General features: G+C 69.6%; 16 protein-coding genes. 9 read left to right on the forward strand and 7 right to left on the reverse strand.

What is annotated here, in order from left to right; translation table 11 throughout:
- Positions 1-8 precede the first annotated feature (8 nt).
- Positions 9-1,955: a helix-turn-helix domain-containing protein gene (locus ACTWQO_RS06190; RefSeq protein ID WP_443236192.1), complete on the forward strand. Its 1,947-nt coding sequence runs from the start codon at positions 9-11 to the stop codon at positions 1,953-1,955.
- A 55-nt stretch (positions 1,956-2,010) separates the two neighbouring features.
- Here the strand turns inward: ACTWQO_RS06190 and ACTWQO_RS06195 are convergent, their stop codons facing one another.
- Complete coding sequence (locus tag ACTWQO_RS06195; RefSeq protein ID WP_443236193.1) at positions 2,011-3,396, reverse strand: MFS transporter; 1,386 nt, start codon at positions 3,394-3,396, stop codon at positions 2,011-2,013.
- A 146-nt stretch (positions 3,397-3,542) separates the two neighbouring features.
- The gene (locus ACTWQO_RS06200) at positions 3,543-4,145 is read right to left on the reverse strand and encodes a DUF2867 domain-containing protein (RefSeq protein WP_443236194.1); all 603 of its coding nucleotides are present in this window, start codon (positions 4,143-4,145) and stop codon (positions 3,543-3,545) included.
- Positions 4,146-4,240: 95 nt separating this feature from the next.
- Between ACTWQO_RS06200 and ACTWQO_RS06205 the strand changes: the two genes are divergently transcribed.
- Entirely contained in the window at positions 4,241-4,798 is a 558-nt protein-coding gene (locus ACTWQO_RS06205) for a TetR/AcrR family transcriptional regulator (RefSeq protein WP_443236195.1), read from the forward strand.
- Between the two features lie 42 nt (positions 4,799-4,840).
- Here ACTWQO_RS06205 and ACTWQO_RS06210 read toward each other — a convergent pair whose 3' ends face one another.
- Positions 4,841-6,163 (reverse strand): RNA-guided endonuclease InsQ/TnpB family protein, encoded by a 1,323-nt coding sequence (locus ACTWQO_RS06210; protein ID WP_443236196.1) that lies wholly within the window; start codon positions 6,161-6,163, stop codon positions 4,841-4,843.
- Positions 6,164-6,189: 26 nt separating this feature from the next.
- Between ACTWQO_RS06210 and tnpA the strand changes: the two genes are divergently transcribed.
- On the forward strand, positions 6,190-6,621 hold the full coding sequence (gene tnpA, locus ACTWQO_RS06215; RefSeq protein WP_443236197.1) for an IS200/IS605 family transposase: 432 nt from the start codon (positions 6,190-6,192) through the stop codon (positions 6,619-6,621).
- Between the two features lie 113 nt (positions 6,622-6,734).
- The gene (locus tag ACTWQO_RS06220) at positions 6,735-6,938 is read left to right on the forward strand and encodes a hypothetical protein (RefSeq protein ID WP_443236198.1); all 204 of its coding nucleotides are present in this window, start codon (positions 6,735-6,737) and stop codon (positions 6,936-6,938) included.
- Here the strand turns inward: ACTWQO_RS06220 and ACTWQO_RS06225 are convergent.
- Entirely contained in the window at positions 6,913-7,323 is a 411-nt protein-coding gene (locus ACTWQO_RS06225) for a DUF6463 family protein (protein WP_443236199.1), read from the reverse strand. The two genes, ACTWQO_RS06220 and ACTWQO_RS06225, sit on opposite strands and share 26 nt — an antisense overlap.
- A gap of 2 nt (positions 7,324-7,325) precedes the next feature.
- Entirely contained in the window at positions 7,326-7,826 is a 501-nt protein-coding gene (locus ACTWQO_RS06230) for a DUF3995 domain-containing protein (RefSeq protein WP_443236200.1), read from the reverse strand.
- Between the two features lie 61 nt (positions 7,827-7,887).
- Between ACTWQO_RS06230 and ACTWQO_RS06235 the strand changes: the two genes are divergently transcribed.
- Positions 7,888-8,484, forward strand: coding sequence for a TetR/AcrR family transcriptional regulator (locus ACTWQO_RS06235; protein WP_443236201.1), 597 nt, complete (start codon positions 7,888-7,890; stop codon positions 8,482-8,484).
- A 200-nt stretch (positions 8,485-8,684) separates the two neighbouring features.
- A complete protein-coding gene (locus ACTWQO_RS06240) occupies positions 8,685-9,305 on the forward strand; it encodes a hypothetical protein (RefSeq protein ID WP_443236202.1) in 621 nt (206 codons plus the stop codon).
- A gap of 143 nt (positions 9,306-9,448) precedes the next feature.
- Here ACTWQO_RS06240 and ACTWQO_RS06245 read toward each other — a convergent pair whose 3' ends face one another.
- On the reverse strand, positions 9,449-10,237 hold the full coding sequence (locus ACTWQO_RS06245) for an SDR family NAD(P)-dependent oxidoreductase (protein WP_443236203.1): 789 nt from the start codon (positions 10,235-10,237) through the stop codon (positions 9,449-9,451).
- A 72-nt stretch (positions 10,238-10,309) separates the two neighbouring features.
- On the opposite strand from ACTWQO_RS06245, the gene ACTWQO_RS06250 reads away from it, so the two are divergent.
- From ACTWQO_RS06250 to ACTWQO_RS06260, 3 genes are all read left to right on the forward strand, one after another.
- Positions 10,310-10,924, forward strand: a complete 615-nt coding sequence (locus ACTWQO_RS06250) for a TetR/AcrR family transcriptional regulator (protein WP_443236204.1) — start codon at positions 10,310-10,312, stop codon at positions 10,922-10,924.
- On the forward strand, positions 10,921-11,724 hold the full coding sequence (locus ACTWQO_RS06255; protein WP_443236205.1) for a maleylpyruvate isomerase family mycothiol-dependent enzyme: 804 nt from the start codon (positions 10,921-10,923) through the stop codon (positions 11,722-11,724). Before ACTWQO_RS06250 ends, ACTWQO_RS06255 begins: the two co-directional genes overlap by 4 nt.
- 166 nt (positions 11,725-11,890) lie before the next feature.
- Positions 11,891-12,424, forward strand: coding sequence for a GNAT family N-acetyltransferase (locus ACTWQO_RS06260; RefSeq protein WP_443236206.1), 534 nt, complete (start codon positions 11,891-11,893; stop codon positions 12,422-12,424).
- Between the two features lie 215 nt (positions 12,425-12,639).
- On the opposite strand, the gene ACTWQO_RS06265 is transcribed toward ACTWQO_RS06260, so the two are convergent.
- Positions 12,640-13,401, reverse strand: a complete 762-nt coding sequence (locus tag ACTWQO_RS06265) for a PIG-L deacetylase family protein (RefSeq protein ID WP_443236207.1) — start codon at positions 13,399-13,401, stop codon at positions 12,640-12,642.
- Positions 13,402-13,512: the final 111 nt, after the last annotated feature.

Below are 13,512 nucleotides of genomic sequence, written 5' to 3' on the forward strand. Positions count from 1 at the left end.
CTGTGACCATGTCCCGCGATCACGTGCAGTCCGCCGAACGCTCCGCCACCGGTGCCGGAGCACCCGTCGGCAGCGCCGAGGCACCCTTCCTCGAGCTGCTGGCCCGCGGTGCCTCGGCCGAGGCCTACGAGCAGCCGGTGCTCCTCGCCCGCGCCGAGGGCCGCCCCGCCGAGTGGATCGCCGCGCTCGAGCGGGCCAAGCGGACCGCGCTGCGAGTACGCGCGGAGCTGGAGGGACGGCGTCGGCGGGAGGCGGAGCTGTCCGCGCTGTTCGAGACGGCCCACGACCTGGCGGGCCTGCGCGACCTGGACGCCGTCCTCCAGGCGATCGTGCAGCGCGCCCGCTCCCTGCTCGGCACGGACGTCGCCTACCTGAGCCTGAACGACCCGGAGAAGGGTGACACCTACATGCGGGTGACCGAGGGCTCGGTCGCCGCCCGCTTCCAGCAGCTGCGGCTCGGGATGGGGGAGGGGCTCGGCGGCCTCGTCGCCCAGACGGCCCGGCCGTACGTCACCGAGGACTACTTCAAGGACGACCGCTTCCAGCACACCGCCACCATCGACGCGGGTGTGCGGGACGAGGGCCTGGTCGCCATCCTCGGTGTGCCGCTCATGCTGGGGCACCATGTGATCGGTGTTCTGTTCGCGGCCGACCGGCGCGCCCGGGTCTTCGAGCGGGAGCAGATCGCGCTGCTCGGCTCCTTCGCCGCGCTCGCCGCGGCCGCCATCGACGCCGCCAACCTGCTCGCCGAGACCCGCTCGGCCCTGGCCGGCCTGGAGCAGGCCAACGAGATCATCCAGGACCGCAGCGGCGTCATCGAGCGCGCCTCCGACGTCCACGACCGGCTCGCCGAACTCGTACTGCGCGGCGGCGGGGTGCACGACGTGGCCGCCGCCGTCTCCGAAGTCCTCGACGGCACCGTCCAGTTCACCGACGCGTCCGCCGCACCCGCCGAGGCCCTGGAGGCATCCCGGTCCGAAGGACACGCCGTGCGGCACGCCGGCGACTGGATCGCCGCCGTGGCCGCCGGGGGCGAGCTGCTCGGTGCGCTCGTGCTGCGCGGCCATCCCGGGCTCGACCCCGTCGACCAGCGCACCCTGGAGCGCGCCGCGACGGTTACCTCCCTGCTGCTGCTCGCCCGCCGCTCCGCAGCCGAGGCCGAGCAGCGCGTCCGCGGCGAACTCCTCGACGACCTGCTGGATGCCCGCGACCGCGACCCCCGCCTGCTGCGCGAGCGCGCGGCGAGACTGCATGCCGACCTCGACGCCACCCATGTGATCCTCGCCGCCCGCCTCGACGGCGTCGCCGCCGACGCCGACCAGGAAGCAGCCGCCCGTCGGCGCCTGTGGGCGGCCGCCTCCCACCTGGCCGCCACCCGGCACGGACTGGCCGCAGCCCGCGACGGCGGCACGGTCCTGCTGCTGCCCCTCGACCAGGGGGACAGCGCCACCGAACTGGCCCGCCGCACCGCCGTGCACCTCGGCACGGCCGTCCACGAGGCGGTCACCGTCGGCGCCTCCGGCCCGGTGGCGAATCTCGCCGCCAGCCCGGACGCGGTGGCCGCCGCCTACGAGGAGGGCCGCCGCTGCCTCGACACGCTGCGGCTGCTCGGGCGCCACGGCGACGGCTCCGCCGCGGAGGACTTCGGATTCCTCGGACTGCTCCTCGCCGGGGACCGGGACGTCACCGGCTTCGTCGACCGCACCATCGGCCAGGTCGTCGCCTATGACGAACGCCGCGGCACCGATCTGCTGCGCACCCTCGACGCCTACTTCGCCTGCGGCATGAGCCCGGCCCGCACCAAGGACCATCTCCACGTCCATGTGAACACGGTCGCCCAGCGCCTGGAGCGCGTCGGCCGCCTCCTCGGAGACGACTGGCAGAGCCCGGCCCGTGCCCTGGAGATCCAACTCGCCCTGCGGCTGCACCGGTTGTCGGCACCGGCACCGAAGTGACGGCCCCGCACGCACGGGCGCACGGGGCCGTTCGTCTCACCGCACCGACAGCCGATCAGGCTGTACGCGCGTCCGCCGGATGCGCCGCCGCAGGCTCCGCGTCATCGGCCGCCTCGACATCCGACAGGTCCCGATGGCGGGTCTCCTTGGCCAAGCCGACGGCGACGATCGTCACGACGGCCGCGGCGATGACGTACAGGGAGATCGGTGTGGAGCTGCCGTAGTCGGACAGCAGCGCGGTGGCGATCAGCGGCGCCGGCGCGCCCGCCGCGACCGAGGCGAACTGGGCGCCGATGGAGGCGCCCGAGTAGCGCATCCGGGTCGCGAACATCTCGGAGAAGAAGGCGGCCTGGGGTGCGTACATCGCCCCGTGCAGCACCAGGCCGACCGTCACGGCGAGGATCAGGTTGCCGAAGCCGCCGGTGTCGATGAGCGAGAAGAACGGGAACATCCACAGCCCGACTCCGGCAGCGCCCAGCAGATACACCGGCCGACGGCCGATCCGGTCGGAGAGAGCGCCCCACAGTGGAATCACGGCGAAGTGCACGGCGGAGGCGATGAGTACGGCGTTCAGCGCGGTCTGCTTGGAGACGCCGGCCGAGGTGGTGGCGTACACGAGGATGAACGCGGTGATGACGTAGTAGCTGATGTTCTCCGCCATCCGCGCGCCCATCGCCACCAGCACATCGCGCCAGTGGTGCCGCAGCACGGAGACGAGCGGCAGCTTCTCGGCCACCGCGTCCCGGGTCGCCTTCCGCGCCTCCGCCTGCGCCAGCGCCTGCTTGAAGACCGGCGATTCATCGACCGACAGACGAATCCACAAACCGACGATCACCAGCACACCGGAGAGCAGGAACGGGATCCGCCACCCCCAGTTGCCGAACGCGCTGTCCGACAGCACCGCCGTCAGGAAGGACAGCACACCGGTGGCCAGGAGCTGTCCCGCGGGCGCCCCAGTCTGCGGCCACGAGGCCCAGAAACCGCGTCGCCGCGCGTCCCCGTGCTCGGACACCAGCAGCACGGCCCCGCCCCACTCGCCGCCCAGCGCGAAGCCCTGGACCAGGCGCAGCACGGTCAGCAGCACCGGAGCGGCGGTGCCGATGGTCGCGTGCGTGGGCAGCAGCCCGATCGCGAAGGTCGCTCCACCCATCAGCAACAGGCTCAGCACCAGCAGCTTCTTGCGCCCCAGCCGGTCGCCGTAGTGCCCGAAGACGAGTGCGCCCAGCGGACGCGCGGCGAATCCGACCGCATACGTCAGGAACGACAGCAGCGTGCCGACGAGCGGGTCGGAGCCCGGGAAGAACAGCTTGTTGAAGACCAGAGCGGCGGCTGAGCCGTAGAGGAAGAAGTCGTACCACTCGATGGTGGTGCCGATGAGGCTGGCGGCGACGATGCGACGGAGGTTGGCGGGTGGTGGGGGAGCGGGTGATGCGGAGGCCATGTGCGCCACTTCCTCGTGTGCGGTGGGGACGGGTACGTGTCGAGACACCGTAGGAACATGCAGGTCAGGGGCACATGTGGCGGGACAACATAGTTCATGGCCGGGCTATGCGTCCAACCCCCATGCCTGCTCGAAGAGGAGGCCCGTCAGCGCGCGCTCCGTGCGGCGGCGTTCGCCTGCCACTCGCGGCCGATGGAGCGGATCAGCGCCGGGTACACCCCGATGTACCGGAAAGGCTTGATGGCAGCCATGTAGAGAGTGCCGAGCGGTCCGTTCGGCTTCACCAGGACGGCCATCTGGCCGCGGTAGCCGCCGGCCCCGTCCGGAACCCAGCCGATGTGCAGCACCCCGTGAACGGTCTTGTTGCCCATCTCGGCGGCCCACTCGTCGTCCCTCTGATAGAGGGAGGTGAACGGGGACGAGCCGAGGTCGGGACCCTGCGGACCTTCGAGAAGATCCGCGGGCAACCGGTCGCGTAGGGAAGGCAGACGGGTGCCGATGCCGGCGGTGGACTTGTCCCAGCCGAACAGTGCGCCGAGCTTCCAGCGGACGGCGAAGAGTACGCGGGAGACGGGGCCCTCGCCCTTCACCCCGCCCCTGATTCCTTCGGAGATCTGGCGCACCAGCCACTCCAGGTCGTCGGGTCCGCCGGGGGTGGGCAGTGCCCACACGTCCTCGACCGTGAAGTCGCCCGCGATCTCGTGGATCCGCCAGGGACGGTCGGTGTGGGCGGTTCGGGGAAGTCGCATGCGCAGGCCCCTGTCTATACGGTGGCGTATATATCGAGTGTAGGGCGATCTATACGCCTCCGTATACTTGGCCGGGACGTGAGGAGATACACACGATGGGCGCCACCCGCACGCCACGCGGCAAGTGGATCGAGGAAGGGTTGGGGGCCCTCGCCGCGGGCGGCCCTGAAGCCGTCCGGGTCGAGGTACTGGCGCAGGCACTCGGCGTCAGCAAGGGCGGCTTCTACGGATACTTCCGCAACCGGGCTGCGCTGCTCACCGAAATGCTCGACACCTGGGAGTACGAGGTCACCGAGAGCGTGATCGAAGAGGTGGACAGCGGCGGAGGAGATGCCAGGGCCAGACTGGAGCGGCTGTTCGCCATCGTCGCCGCTGCCGACGGGCCGGTGCGCGGCATCGCCGCCGATATCGCGATCCGCGAGTGGGCCCGCCGCGACGCGGCCGTCGCCGAGCGCCTGCGCCGCGTCGACAACCGCCGTATGGACTACCTGCGTTCCCTGTTCGCCTCCTTCTGCCCCGACGAGAGCGAGGTTGAGGCCCGCTGTCTGCTCGCCGTCTCGGTGCGCATCGGCAACCACCTCAACGCCGCCGACAACGGCAAGTACAGCCGGGCGGAAGTGATGGAACTGATCAGGCGACGGCTGCTGGATTGAAGTGCTCTCCTCCCTTCGCAAGCTCAGGAGGGAGATTCCCACCTACCTTGCGGTGGCGGGCTTGACGCGTTTCCGCGCCTGACGACTGCACCTTCCGGCAGCCGGGACCGCCACTACGTGGCCGATCCGGTACAGGTGCAAGATGTTCCGGGCCGCGTTCCAGTCGGCGTTGCCCGACCAGCCGCAATCCGGGTTCTTGCACACGAACGTGGCCTGGTCTTCCCTGCTGCCGGGCGTGAGCAAGCCGCATGCCGAGCAGCGCCGGGAGGTGTTGGGGGCGGGAACCTTGACCAGTTCGCCGCCGTGCCGGGCGAGCTTGTACGTCAGCATTGTGACCGTCCGGCCCCATGCCTCCTGGCTGATGGAGCGGTTCAGGCCGGCCTTTGCCTTGACGTTGGTGCCCGGCTCCTCGACGGTGCCCCGAGCGGACTTGACCATGTTCGTGATGTCGAGCTGTTCGACCACGACCGTGCCGTAGGTACGGGCGAGGTGGGTGGTCGTCTGGTGCTGCCAGTCGAGCGCTCGTCGCGTGGCTCTTGCTCGGAGCTGCTTGATCTGGTCGTAGGTGTGCCTCAGGCGGCGGGAGGGCTTCTGCCCGCGCTTGCGGAAACCTCTGCGGTGCGCGGCCTCGCGCTCCAGGCGCAGGAGCTTTTCCTTCTCCTTCGGCGTCAGCCACTTGTCCCGGTCGGAGGTGCCGTCGGGGAGCTGGGCCGGGCGCCCGTGGTCCTGGTGGTTGCCGTCGGAGAGGGCGAGCGGGATGTTCACCCCGGCGTCGATGCCGACCTGCGGCCCCTGGTGAGGTTTCGGCTCGGCTTCGAGGGTCTGGACGCGAAAGGCGATGTGCCAGCCCAAGGCGTCCTTGACCAGCCGGGCCCCGGTGATCCGGTTCTCCTTGTCCGCCCGCTTGCCTGCGGGCAGGTCTTTGGTCCAGCGGAAGTGGACTCGGCCCAGCTTGGGAATCTGGACCATGCCCCAGCGGCGGTGCACGCGGACGATGTTCAGGTCCCGGCCCTGTGGAATGTCCACGGACATGACCGACCGGATGCGGGACTTGAAGTTGGGTTCCTCGGCACGCCCGTCCCAGCAGTTCTTCCAGGCTTGGAAGTACGTCTTGAGCACCGCCTGCGCGGCCTGGGCGGGGAGTACGGCCAGCCAGTCGAAGTCCTTGCGGGCCTGCCTGATCGCATCATCCGCTGCCTTCAGGCTGCGGCGGCACTTCGGCGTCATAGTCCAGAAGTCGTGCAGCAGGTTCCACGTTGCCCGTGCGGCGTGTGCCTGCGCGTCGAGCACCCGCACATCGGCAGGCGACAGCGCGAGCCGAGCACGATGCCCGAACTGCCGCTTCACCCAGGTGCTTTCACTCATGACGATCACCATATTACAGTTGGCCTATGTCACCGCGATGGGACCCGAATCCCGATGTACGTACCGGCCGTCACGTCGTTTGCAACCTGCACGTCCACTTGGTTTTTGTCACGAAATACCGGCGCGGCGCCTTCACCGACGCCATGCTGACCAGGTGCGAGGAGATCATGCGAGAGGTGTGCGAGGACTTCGAGGCCGAGCTGAAGCAGTTCAACGGCGAACACGATCACGTGCACCTGCTGGTGCACTACCCGCCTAAGGTCCAGCTTTCCAAGCTGGTCAACTCCCTCAAGGGCGTCTCCGCCCGGCTTCTGCGCAAGGAGCATGACCACCACGTCCGCCGCTACCTGTGGGGCGGACACTTCTGGTCCGGCTCCTACTTCGCCGGAGCGTGCGGAGGGGCACCGCTCACCATCGTGAAGCAGTACATCGAGCAGCAGCAGCGGCCCGTAGGCTGAGCTGGACAGTGCGGCCGCGTGCCTCTGGCGCGGGTCAGAGCAGACCTGAGATGCGCTTCACCACCGTCCTGAGGGCAGCGCACTGCGCAAGATCAAAGGGAGACGTCGCGGAAGTGCGTGCCAGGCCACGCGACCGCGTCATCAACGTGCCGGGACGCCGCGTCCAGAAATTCCTGGCGGACCCCGGCTCATCGCCGGCGCTCAAGAGACTGCATGTCCAGCACGTCACCGAGGACGAACTCGTCACCGTCTACGAGCGCACCCGGCGCGAGGTGCGCAGTTTCCGGATGATCACGGGCGCTGCTCATGGTCGGTAGTTGTCGACAGGGGTGTCCGGCGACTGCCTCCCGCGCTGTCCCGCCTGGCTGCGATCAGGGCCAGCACCCCGAGCACGATCAGGCCGGGTGCGCCGGAGACGGGATAGAGAATCTGCAGCGGTAGGCCGATGGCCAGCAGGTACCAGCCCAGCTGGGCCGGGAGCCTGCCGGTTTCGCGGACAATGCGTTGGCTGAGTGTGCCCAGGGCGAGGAGGCCGAACCCGGCGAGGAAGAACCACATCTCGTACTCGCGCTGCGGGTTTCCGGGGACGGCGTTCCAGAATCCGTCGCGGGCCACGTCATCGAAGGTGCCGGAGGCGATCAGGGCGACCGCGAAGTGCACTGCGGTCAGTCCGATCACCAGTCGGGGAATCAACCGGGTCATCGTCAGCTTCCTCGATTCGTGGGGTCCTTGAGTCTCTTGATGACATGGCGCCGGTCCGGACGTTGAGGGGTGCGAGTGGAGGCGGCGACGTATGCCGTCAACCCACCGAGCGCCAGACTCAGCGGGGAGTACAGCGCCAGGTCCCAGCGGGTGAAATCGGTCGGTCGGCCGGTCAGAGCGGAGGACGCCAGGCCGATCGAACCTCGCAGCAGCAGCACGCCTGCGACACCCCACACGCCTTGGCGGACCAAACGACGTGGCGGCAACTGCGGGACCAAGTCGGCCCGGGCCGCGACCACATAGGCCGCCGCCCCGAGTGCTGCCGCGACTGCGGCCGTCAACTCCGGGCTGGGGAGATCCGCTTCGGCGACCCCGACGACCGTACGGGCGAACTCGGCACGGTCGGCCAGGGGCCAGGGAGAGAAGGTCCAGATCCCATGCAGTGCCCCGACCGCTCCAAGGCCGACTGAGGCCGTCCCGCCAGCGAGTTTCGTCAGCTTCATACTGCTCCCCCAGCCGCACCGTACACCCCTGTATGGAGTGACCATACAGTACTGTACGGACATGGCTAGGAGGAACCTCACCCCGCAGGACTGGTCGACCGCGGCGCTGCGCGCGATGGCACGCGGCGGAGTCGGGGCAGTGTCGGTCAACGCGCTCGCGGGCGAGCTGGCGGCGACACGGGGCAGCTTTTACTGGCACTTCAAGGATCGCGACGCGCTGCTGACGGCTGCGCTGGAGGCGTGGGAGCGGGACGACACCACAGCGCTGATCGCGGCGTTGGGCGATATCACCGACCCACGGCAGCGGCTGACGGCACTGTTCACCCTCGCGCTGGGGCAGGAAGACATCAACGGTCTGGAGTCGGCGATCGTCGCCCACGCCGATCACCCCGCCGTCGCCCCGGTCCTGCGCCGGGTCACCGAGCGGCGGATCGCCTACCTCACCGATCTCTACACCGACCTGGGCCTGGACACCGCCACTGCCCGGCGCCAGGCGGTCGCCGCGTACGCGGCTTTCCTCGGATGGCTCGAACTACGCCGCTCCGCCGGCGACGTCGTGCCCGAGGTCGCCCCCACCGGCACCGTTGCCACCGTCGCTCTCGAGCACCTCATCACCGAGCTGGCACGTCCCGCCATGCGCCAGGCGGACCCGGAGTAGAGCACGGTCCCAACTGCTCTGAGCAGTCAGTAGTTGCTACTTCCCCCCCGGCACGTGGGTGGGACCGCGTGCACGCAGGGAATGAAAGTGCAAGGAACGCTTGGGCAACGGGGGAGGTGTCGGTGAGCGGGAGACCGCAGCTTTGGGTGGCCGGTGCGCTGATGGGGGTCACCGCTTCCGTGCTGACGTGCGGGTTGGCCGTGATCGCGGTGGTGATCGTTCCCACCTGGTGGCCTCACCCGACGGTGGCCGCCGTCGCGGGGATGTTGCTCGTCGGCGCGGGGTGCGCACTGATCAGCGTGTGTTTCATCCACCTTGGTGTCTGGCACTTCGGGGCAGCGGCGATCGCAGAGTGTCTGCTGGCGGTGGGGTTGGTGGCGTTTCTCGACCAGGCCGTGCTCGACGTGTGGGGCAAGCGGCTGGAGACGGTCGTCACGGGGGTCGTTCCGCACGAGCGGAACGCGCCGACGGGGAAGGTCACCCGAGTCTGGTGGGAGTGCTCGCTGGAGCGGCTTGACGGTACGGAACTCGAACGGACCCTCAGGGAGTCGGACTTCGTTCCGCTGGGGAAGGCGTGCCCTGCCGGCGCGGAGGTAGGAGACCGGCTCGTGGTGTACGCGGTGCCCGGAGGGTTCGCCACGCCGCAGACGAACGCCCCGGTCGGGGGCGTCTGGTTGGTCGTCGCGTTCACTGCTGTCACCACGGCGGCGGCGGCGACGTTCACGTCTGTCGGAATGACTCGCGCGGGTGCGCCGAAAGCGGGCCGGATTCTACGTCTCATCCGGGTCCGGCCAGAAGATTCGCCGCCGGCCCGCACCTGAGGCAGACGGCCGGCACGACCTGATCCACAAGTAAGCGGTCTGGTACGGCAGTTGAAGGGAGGGGGCATACAGGAGGCGGGCGGCGTCCCAACGGCCTTGCACGAGCGCGACTGCTGCTGGTGGCGACGGAGGAGCAGTGCCGGTCAGCGGCGGGCCATGCGGCCCATGAGCCGGACGATCAGGCGGCGCGGCAGGATCTTGCTGGCGAGGGCGAGCGGGCGGCCGTTGGTGATCACCGACGGGGGCGCGGAGCGGCGGTCGAGCGTGTCGAGGGCGGTCCTGACGACGTGCTCGGGGGTGACTCGCTTCGCGCCGTAGTCGGCCGTCTCGCTGCCGGCGGCGTCGTAGAACTCGGTCTTCGTGGCGCCGGGGCACACGGCAAGGACGCGTAGGCCGGTGCCGCGGGTCTCCTCCCACAGCGATTCGGTGAAGCTGAGGACGAAGGCCTTGGTGGCGCCGTAGACGCTCAGGTACGGGGTCGGCTGGAAGCCCAGCAGGCTGGCTACGTTGATCAGGATGCCGGTGTCGGTGGAGGTCAGCGGGTCGATGTAGGCGCGGCTGAGGTCGACCAGCGCGCTGACGTTCAGCGCGATCATGCTCTGCAGGCGGTCCGGGTCCTCGTCGGTGAGGGCGTTGTGGGCGCCGAAGCCGGCGTTGTTGATCAGTCCGGTGGCGTGGATGCCACGGGATTCGAGTTCGGCGCGCAGGGTGCGGCCGGCGTCGGGCTGGCCGAGGTCGCGGGCGACGACGGTCACCGTGACGCCGTGGGCGCGGGTGAGTTCGTCGGCCAGGTCCTTGAGCCGGTCCGCGCGGCGGGCGACGAGGACGAGATCCGCGCCGCGACGGGCCAGCTGGCGGGCGAATTCCGCGCCGAGCCCGGAGCTGGCTCCGGTGACGATGACGGTCTGACGGCGATAGTCGATTTTGCTCATGACTGCACTCTACGCATGTTCTTGCACTGAGTGCAAGATAATGCATCTCAAGAAGAGATGTACCATCGGTGCATGGCTCAGAAACCGGCACCCCTCCGGGAACAGACCCGCTCGGTGGTTCGCGCGCTCCTCACCAAAACCGCCGTCGAACTGTTCGCGGCCAAGGGTTACGACGACACGACACTGGAGGAGATCGCCGCCGCGGCGGGCGTCTCCAAACGGACCCTGTTCAACTACTTCCGCAACAAGGAAGACCTCGCGCTCAACGGCCTGGCCGAGCAGGGGGAACTGATCGCCGCGCGGCTCGCCGAGCGCCCGGCCGACGAAGACCCGTGGACGTCGCTGCGTGCGGCGTTCCAGGTGCTCGAGGAGATCGACCTCACCGCCGAGCGCCGGCTCGAGATGACCACGCTGCTGTTCGGCAACGAATCCCTGCGCGCCGGCCACGCCGAGAAGCAGGCCCGCTGGCAGGACCTGTTCGCACCGCTGATCGAGCCGCGACTGCCCGACTCCGACCACCGCGCCCTGCAGGCGCGCGCGATCGCGGCCGCGGCGATCACCTGCCTCCAGGCGGCAACAGAAGAGTGGATGCGCCTGGGCGGACAGGTGGACCAGTTCGACCTGTACGACGCGGCCGTGCAGGCGATCCGCCGTCCCGCCGCACCACCAGAGAAGAAGGCGACATGAGCAAGCGCCTGCCCCCCGCCGACCTGCCGAACATGGCCGCCGCCCTGCGCGCCGAACGCACCGAGATGCTGAACTTCACCAGCAGCCTCACCGACGACGAATGGACCGCGCCCAGCGCCGCAGCCGGATGGCGCATCGCCGACGTCGTCGCCCACATCGGTGCGACGGCGCGGAGCCTCTACACACCCGCCGGGCTGCGCACGAGCTTCGCCGCCAGTCTGGAACAGGCGAACGAAGACCCCGTCGACCGACGACGGGACTGGAGCCGCGCCAAGGTAATGGCCGAGTACGAGCGCGCCGGCCGGCGCGCCAACGCGCTCCTCGCCCTTGTCAGACGCACGCCCGCCGCCCGAGTGCGGATGCCGCTGGCCGATCTCGGCCGCCACCCCCTAGCCCTGATGATCGGCGGCGCACTCGTCTTCGACCACCACACCCACCTGCGCCACGACATGGCCCCCGCCCTCGGCCGGCCCGCACCGCCCACCGACGCGGACCGCATGCGCGCGGTCCTGACCTGGATGATCGCCGTACTGAGCAACCAGGTCGCCAAGGCACCGGTCGCCGGGCTCGACGCCCGCGTCGCACTGACGCTCACCGGCCCCGGCGGCGGGACCTGGTGGTTCGACGAGGCAGGCGGCCTGGCTCCATACGATGGCCCGGTCGCCGCGCACGTCACCGCCCCCGCGCTGACCTTCCCCGACTGGGGCACACAGCGGTCGTCCTGGCGCGACAGCGACGTGACGGTCACCGGCGACACGGAGCTCGCCGCCGGCTTCCTCGACGCCGTCAACGTCATCTGATCGGGACACGGGAAGCTCTCTTCCCAGGGCCCACCACAATGCCGGGCACATCCGCCGTCACAACCGCGCCGCCTGCGACAGTGGCATCGGGGCGCCGTACCCGAGCGGCAGCACGGGCGTGCGCCGGATTACCGGTAAGGCCCCTGCCTTCGGCAGGATGGGCGCCATGACCGAGATCCGGACACCCCGCCTCCTCCTGCGTCGCTGGCACGACGACGACCTCGCGCCGATGGCGGACATCCACGCGGACCCCCGGGTCATGCAGTGGATCGACGACGGCTCGGTGCGCGACCTGGACCAGACGGCAGAGGACATCGAGCGGTGGGAGGAGGAATGGGACGAGGAAGGGTTCGGGCTCTTCGCGGTCGAGCTGCTGGCCTCGGGTGAACTGGCAGGCTTCACCGGACTGTCCGTGCCCGAGTTCCTGCCGGAGGTACTGCCTGCCGTGGCCATCAGCTGGCGGCTCGGCTCACCGTTCTGGGGCCAGGGATACGCATCCGAAGCCGCCCACGCCACACTGGAGTTCGCACTCCAGGACCGCGGCCTCGACCGCGTCATCAGCATCAGCCGGGCGGGGGACGACGCCTCCGAGAACATCATCCGTAAGCTCGGCATGACGCCCGAGCGCGAGACGACACATCCGGTATACGCCTATCCGCTCACTGTCCACACCATCGACCTCACCGAGTTCCAGGCCTGAACCGGCCGCACCATCGACCATCACACGACAGCCAACCGCGAGACGTCTTGCCACGACCGGACACAGGCCCGGCATTCCGCGCCGCACATGCCTGATCTACGGCACCGCAGGCGAGGATCCGGCGTGGTTCAAGAACCCCCAGGCGGACGCGAGCGTCGGGGTGCAGGTCGGCGGCGGTCGGTTCACCGCCGCAGGACTGACCTTGACGCAAGGAGTCAGTCCTGCCCTGCTTCCGTGAAGAACTCCGGTGGTGCCTGCAGGTCGTGGGCGCGGAACAGGACGGCGTGCTCGACGCCCATGGCCTTGCCGCTCATCGCGGTGAACATAGGGATGAAGTCCTCGGGGGCGGGGTGGTCCGGGAGCGCGGCCAGATACGCGGCGTGTGCCTTGAGCGAGGCGACGCCGCGCCGCAGCGGCTCACCCGTGACCTCGACGCCGTGGGTCGCGCCGGAGCCGGCGAGTCCGGGGACGATGAGCCAGCGCACGGAGTGCGGTTCGAGGTCCTCGTCGTCGACCTGTTCGGGGAAGACCCACCGGTTGCCCGCGTCGCGCACCGCGTCGAGCGTCGCGAGCCCGGCCGCGCGGTGGTCGGCCTGGTCGAAGCCGTAGGGCGTCTCGATCTCGTAACCGGTGCCGAGGACGACGTCGGGCTTGAATCGGCGGATCTCCCGGCAGATGTCCCGGCGCAGGTCGAGGCCGTAGACGAGCACGCCATCCGGATGTTCGAGAACGGTCAGGTGCTTGACGCCGACGACGGCGCAGGCGGCCTGCTGCTCGGCGACGCGCAGGCGTGCCGTCTCCTCGGGAGGGTTCGGCATGCCGGCCTCGCCGCGGGTGAGCAGGAGATAACCGACCTCGATGCCGCGCGCGGTCCAGCGAGCGACGGCCGCCGATGTGCCGTACTCCATGTCGTCAGGGTGCGCGACGACGCAGAGCACGCGCTGAAAGGACTGCTCGGGGAGGGCAGGCAATGTCATGTCGGCCATCCTTCCGCGTACGGGACCCGCCGTCTGCCGCTTACAGCCAGCCTATGAGCGAGTGCCTGTTGCGGCACGTGGAGAACGAGTCGAAAGGCGGGCAAGACCTTG

This window comes from Streptomyces sp. 4N124 (assembly GCF_052245395.1).
Lineage (GTDB): Bacteria > Actinomycetota > Actinomycetes > Streptomycetales > Streptomycetaceae > Streptomyces.

Bases quoted from the DNA above. Each gene is read 5' to 3' on its own strand.
- ACTWQO_RS06190 (WP_443236192.1), top strand. From the start codon at position 9: ATGTCCCGCGATCACGTGCAGTCCGCCGAACGCTCCGCCACCGGTGCC.
- ACTWQO_RS06195 (WP_443236193.1), bottom strand. From the start codon at position 3,396: ATGGCCTCCGCATCACCCGCTCCCCCACCACCCGCCAACCTCCGTCGC.
- ACTWQO_RS06200 (WP_443236194.1), bottom strand. From the start codon at position 4,145: ATGCGACTTCCCCGAACCGCCCACACCGACCGTCCCTGGCGGATCCAC.
- ACTWQO_RS06205 (WP_443236195.1), top strand. From the start codon at position 4,241: ATGGGCGCCACCCGCACGCCACGCGGCAAGTGGATCGAGGAAGGGTTG.
- ACTWQO_RS06210 (WP_443236196.1), bottom strand. From the start codon at position 6,163: ATGAGTGAAAGCACCTGGGTGAAGCGGCAGTTCGGGCATCGTGCTCGG.
- tnpA (WP_443236197.1), top strand. From the start codon at position 6,190: ATGTCACCGCGATGGGACCCGAATCCCGATGTACGTACCGGCCGTCAC.
- ACTWQO_RS06225 (WP_443236199.1), bottom strand. From the start codon at position 7,323: ATGACCCGGTTGATTCCCCGACTGGTGATCGGACTGACCGCAGTGCAC.
- ACTWQO_RS06230 (WP_443236200.1), bottom strand. From the start codon at position 7,826: ATGAAGCTGACGAAACTCGCTGGCGGGACGGCCTCAGTCGGCCTTGGA.
- ACTWQO_RS06235 (WP_443236201.1), top strand. From the start codon at position 7,888: ATGGCTAGGAGGAACCTCACCCCGCAGGACTGGTCGACCGCGGCGCTG.
- ACTWQO_RS06245 (WP_443236203.1), bottom strand. From the start codon at position 10,237: ATGAGCAAAATCGACTATCGCCGTCAGACCGTCATCGTCACCGGAGCC.
- ACTWQO_RS06250 (WP_443236204.1), top strand. From the start codon at position 10,310: ATGGCTCAGAAACCGGCACCCCTCCGGGAACAGACCCGCTCGGTGGTT.
- ACTWQO_RS06255 (WP_443236205.1), top strand. From the start codon at position 10,921: ATGAGCAAGCGCCTGCCCCCCGCCGACCTGCCGAACATGGCCGCCGCC.
- ACTWQO_RS06260 (WP_443236206.1), top strand. From the start codon at position 11,891: ATGACCGAGATCCGGACACCCCGCCTCCTCCTGCGTCGCTGGCACGAC.
- ACTWQO_RS06265 (WP_443236207.1), bottom strand. From the start codon at position 13,401: ATGACATTGCCTGCCCTCCCCGAGCAGTCCTTTCAGCGCGTGCTCTGC.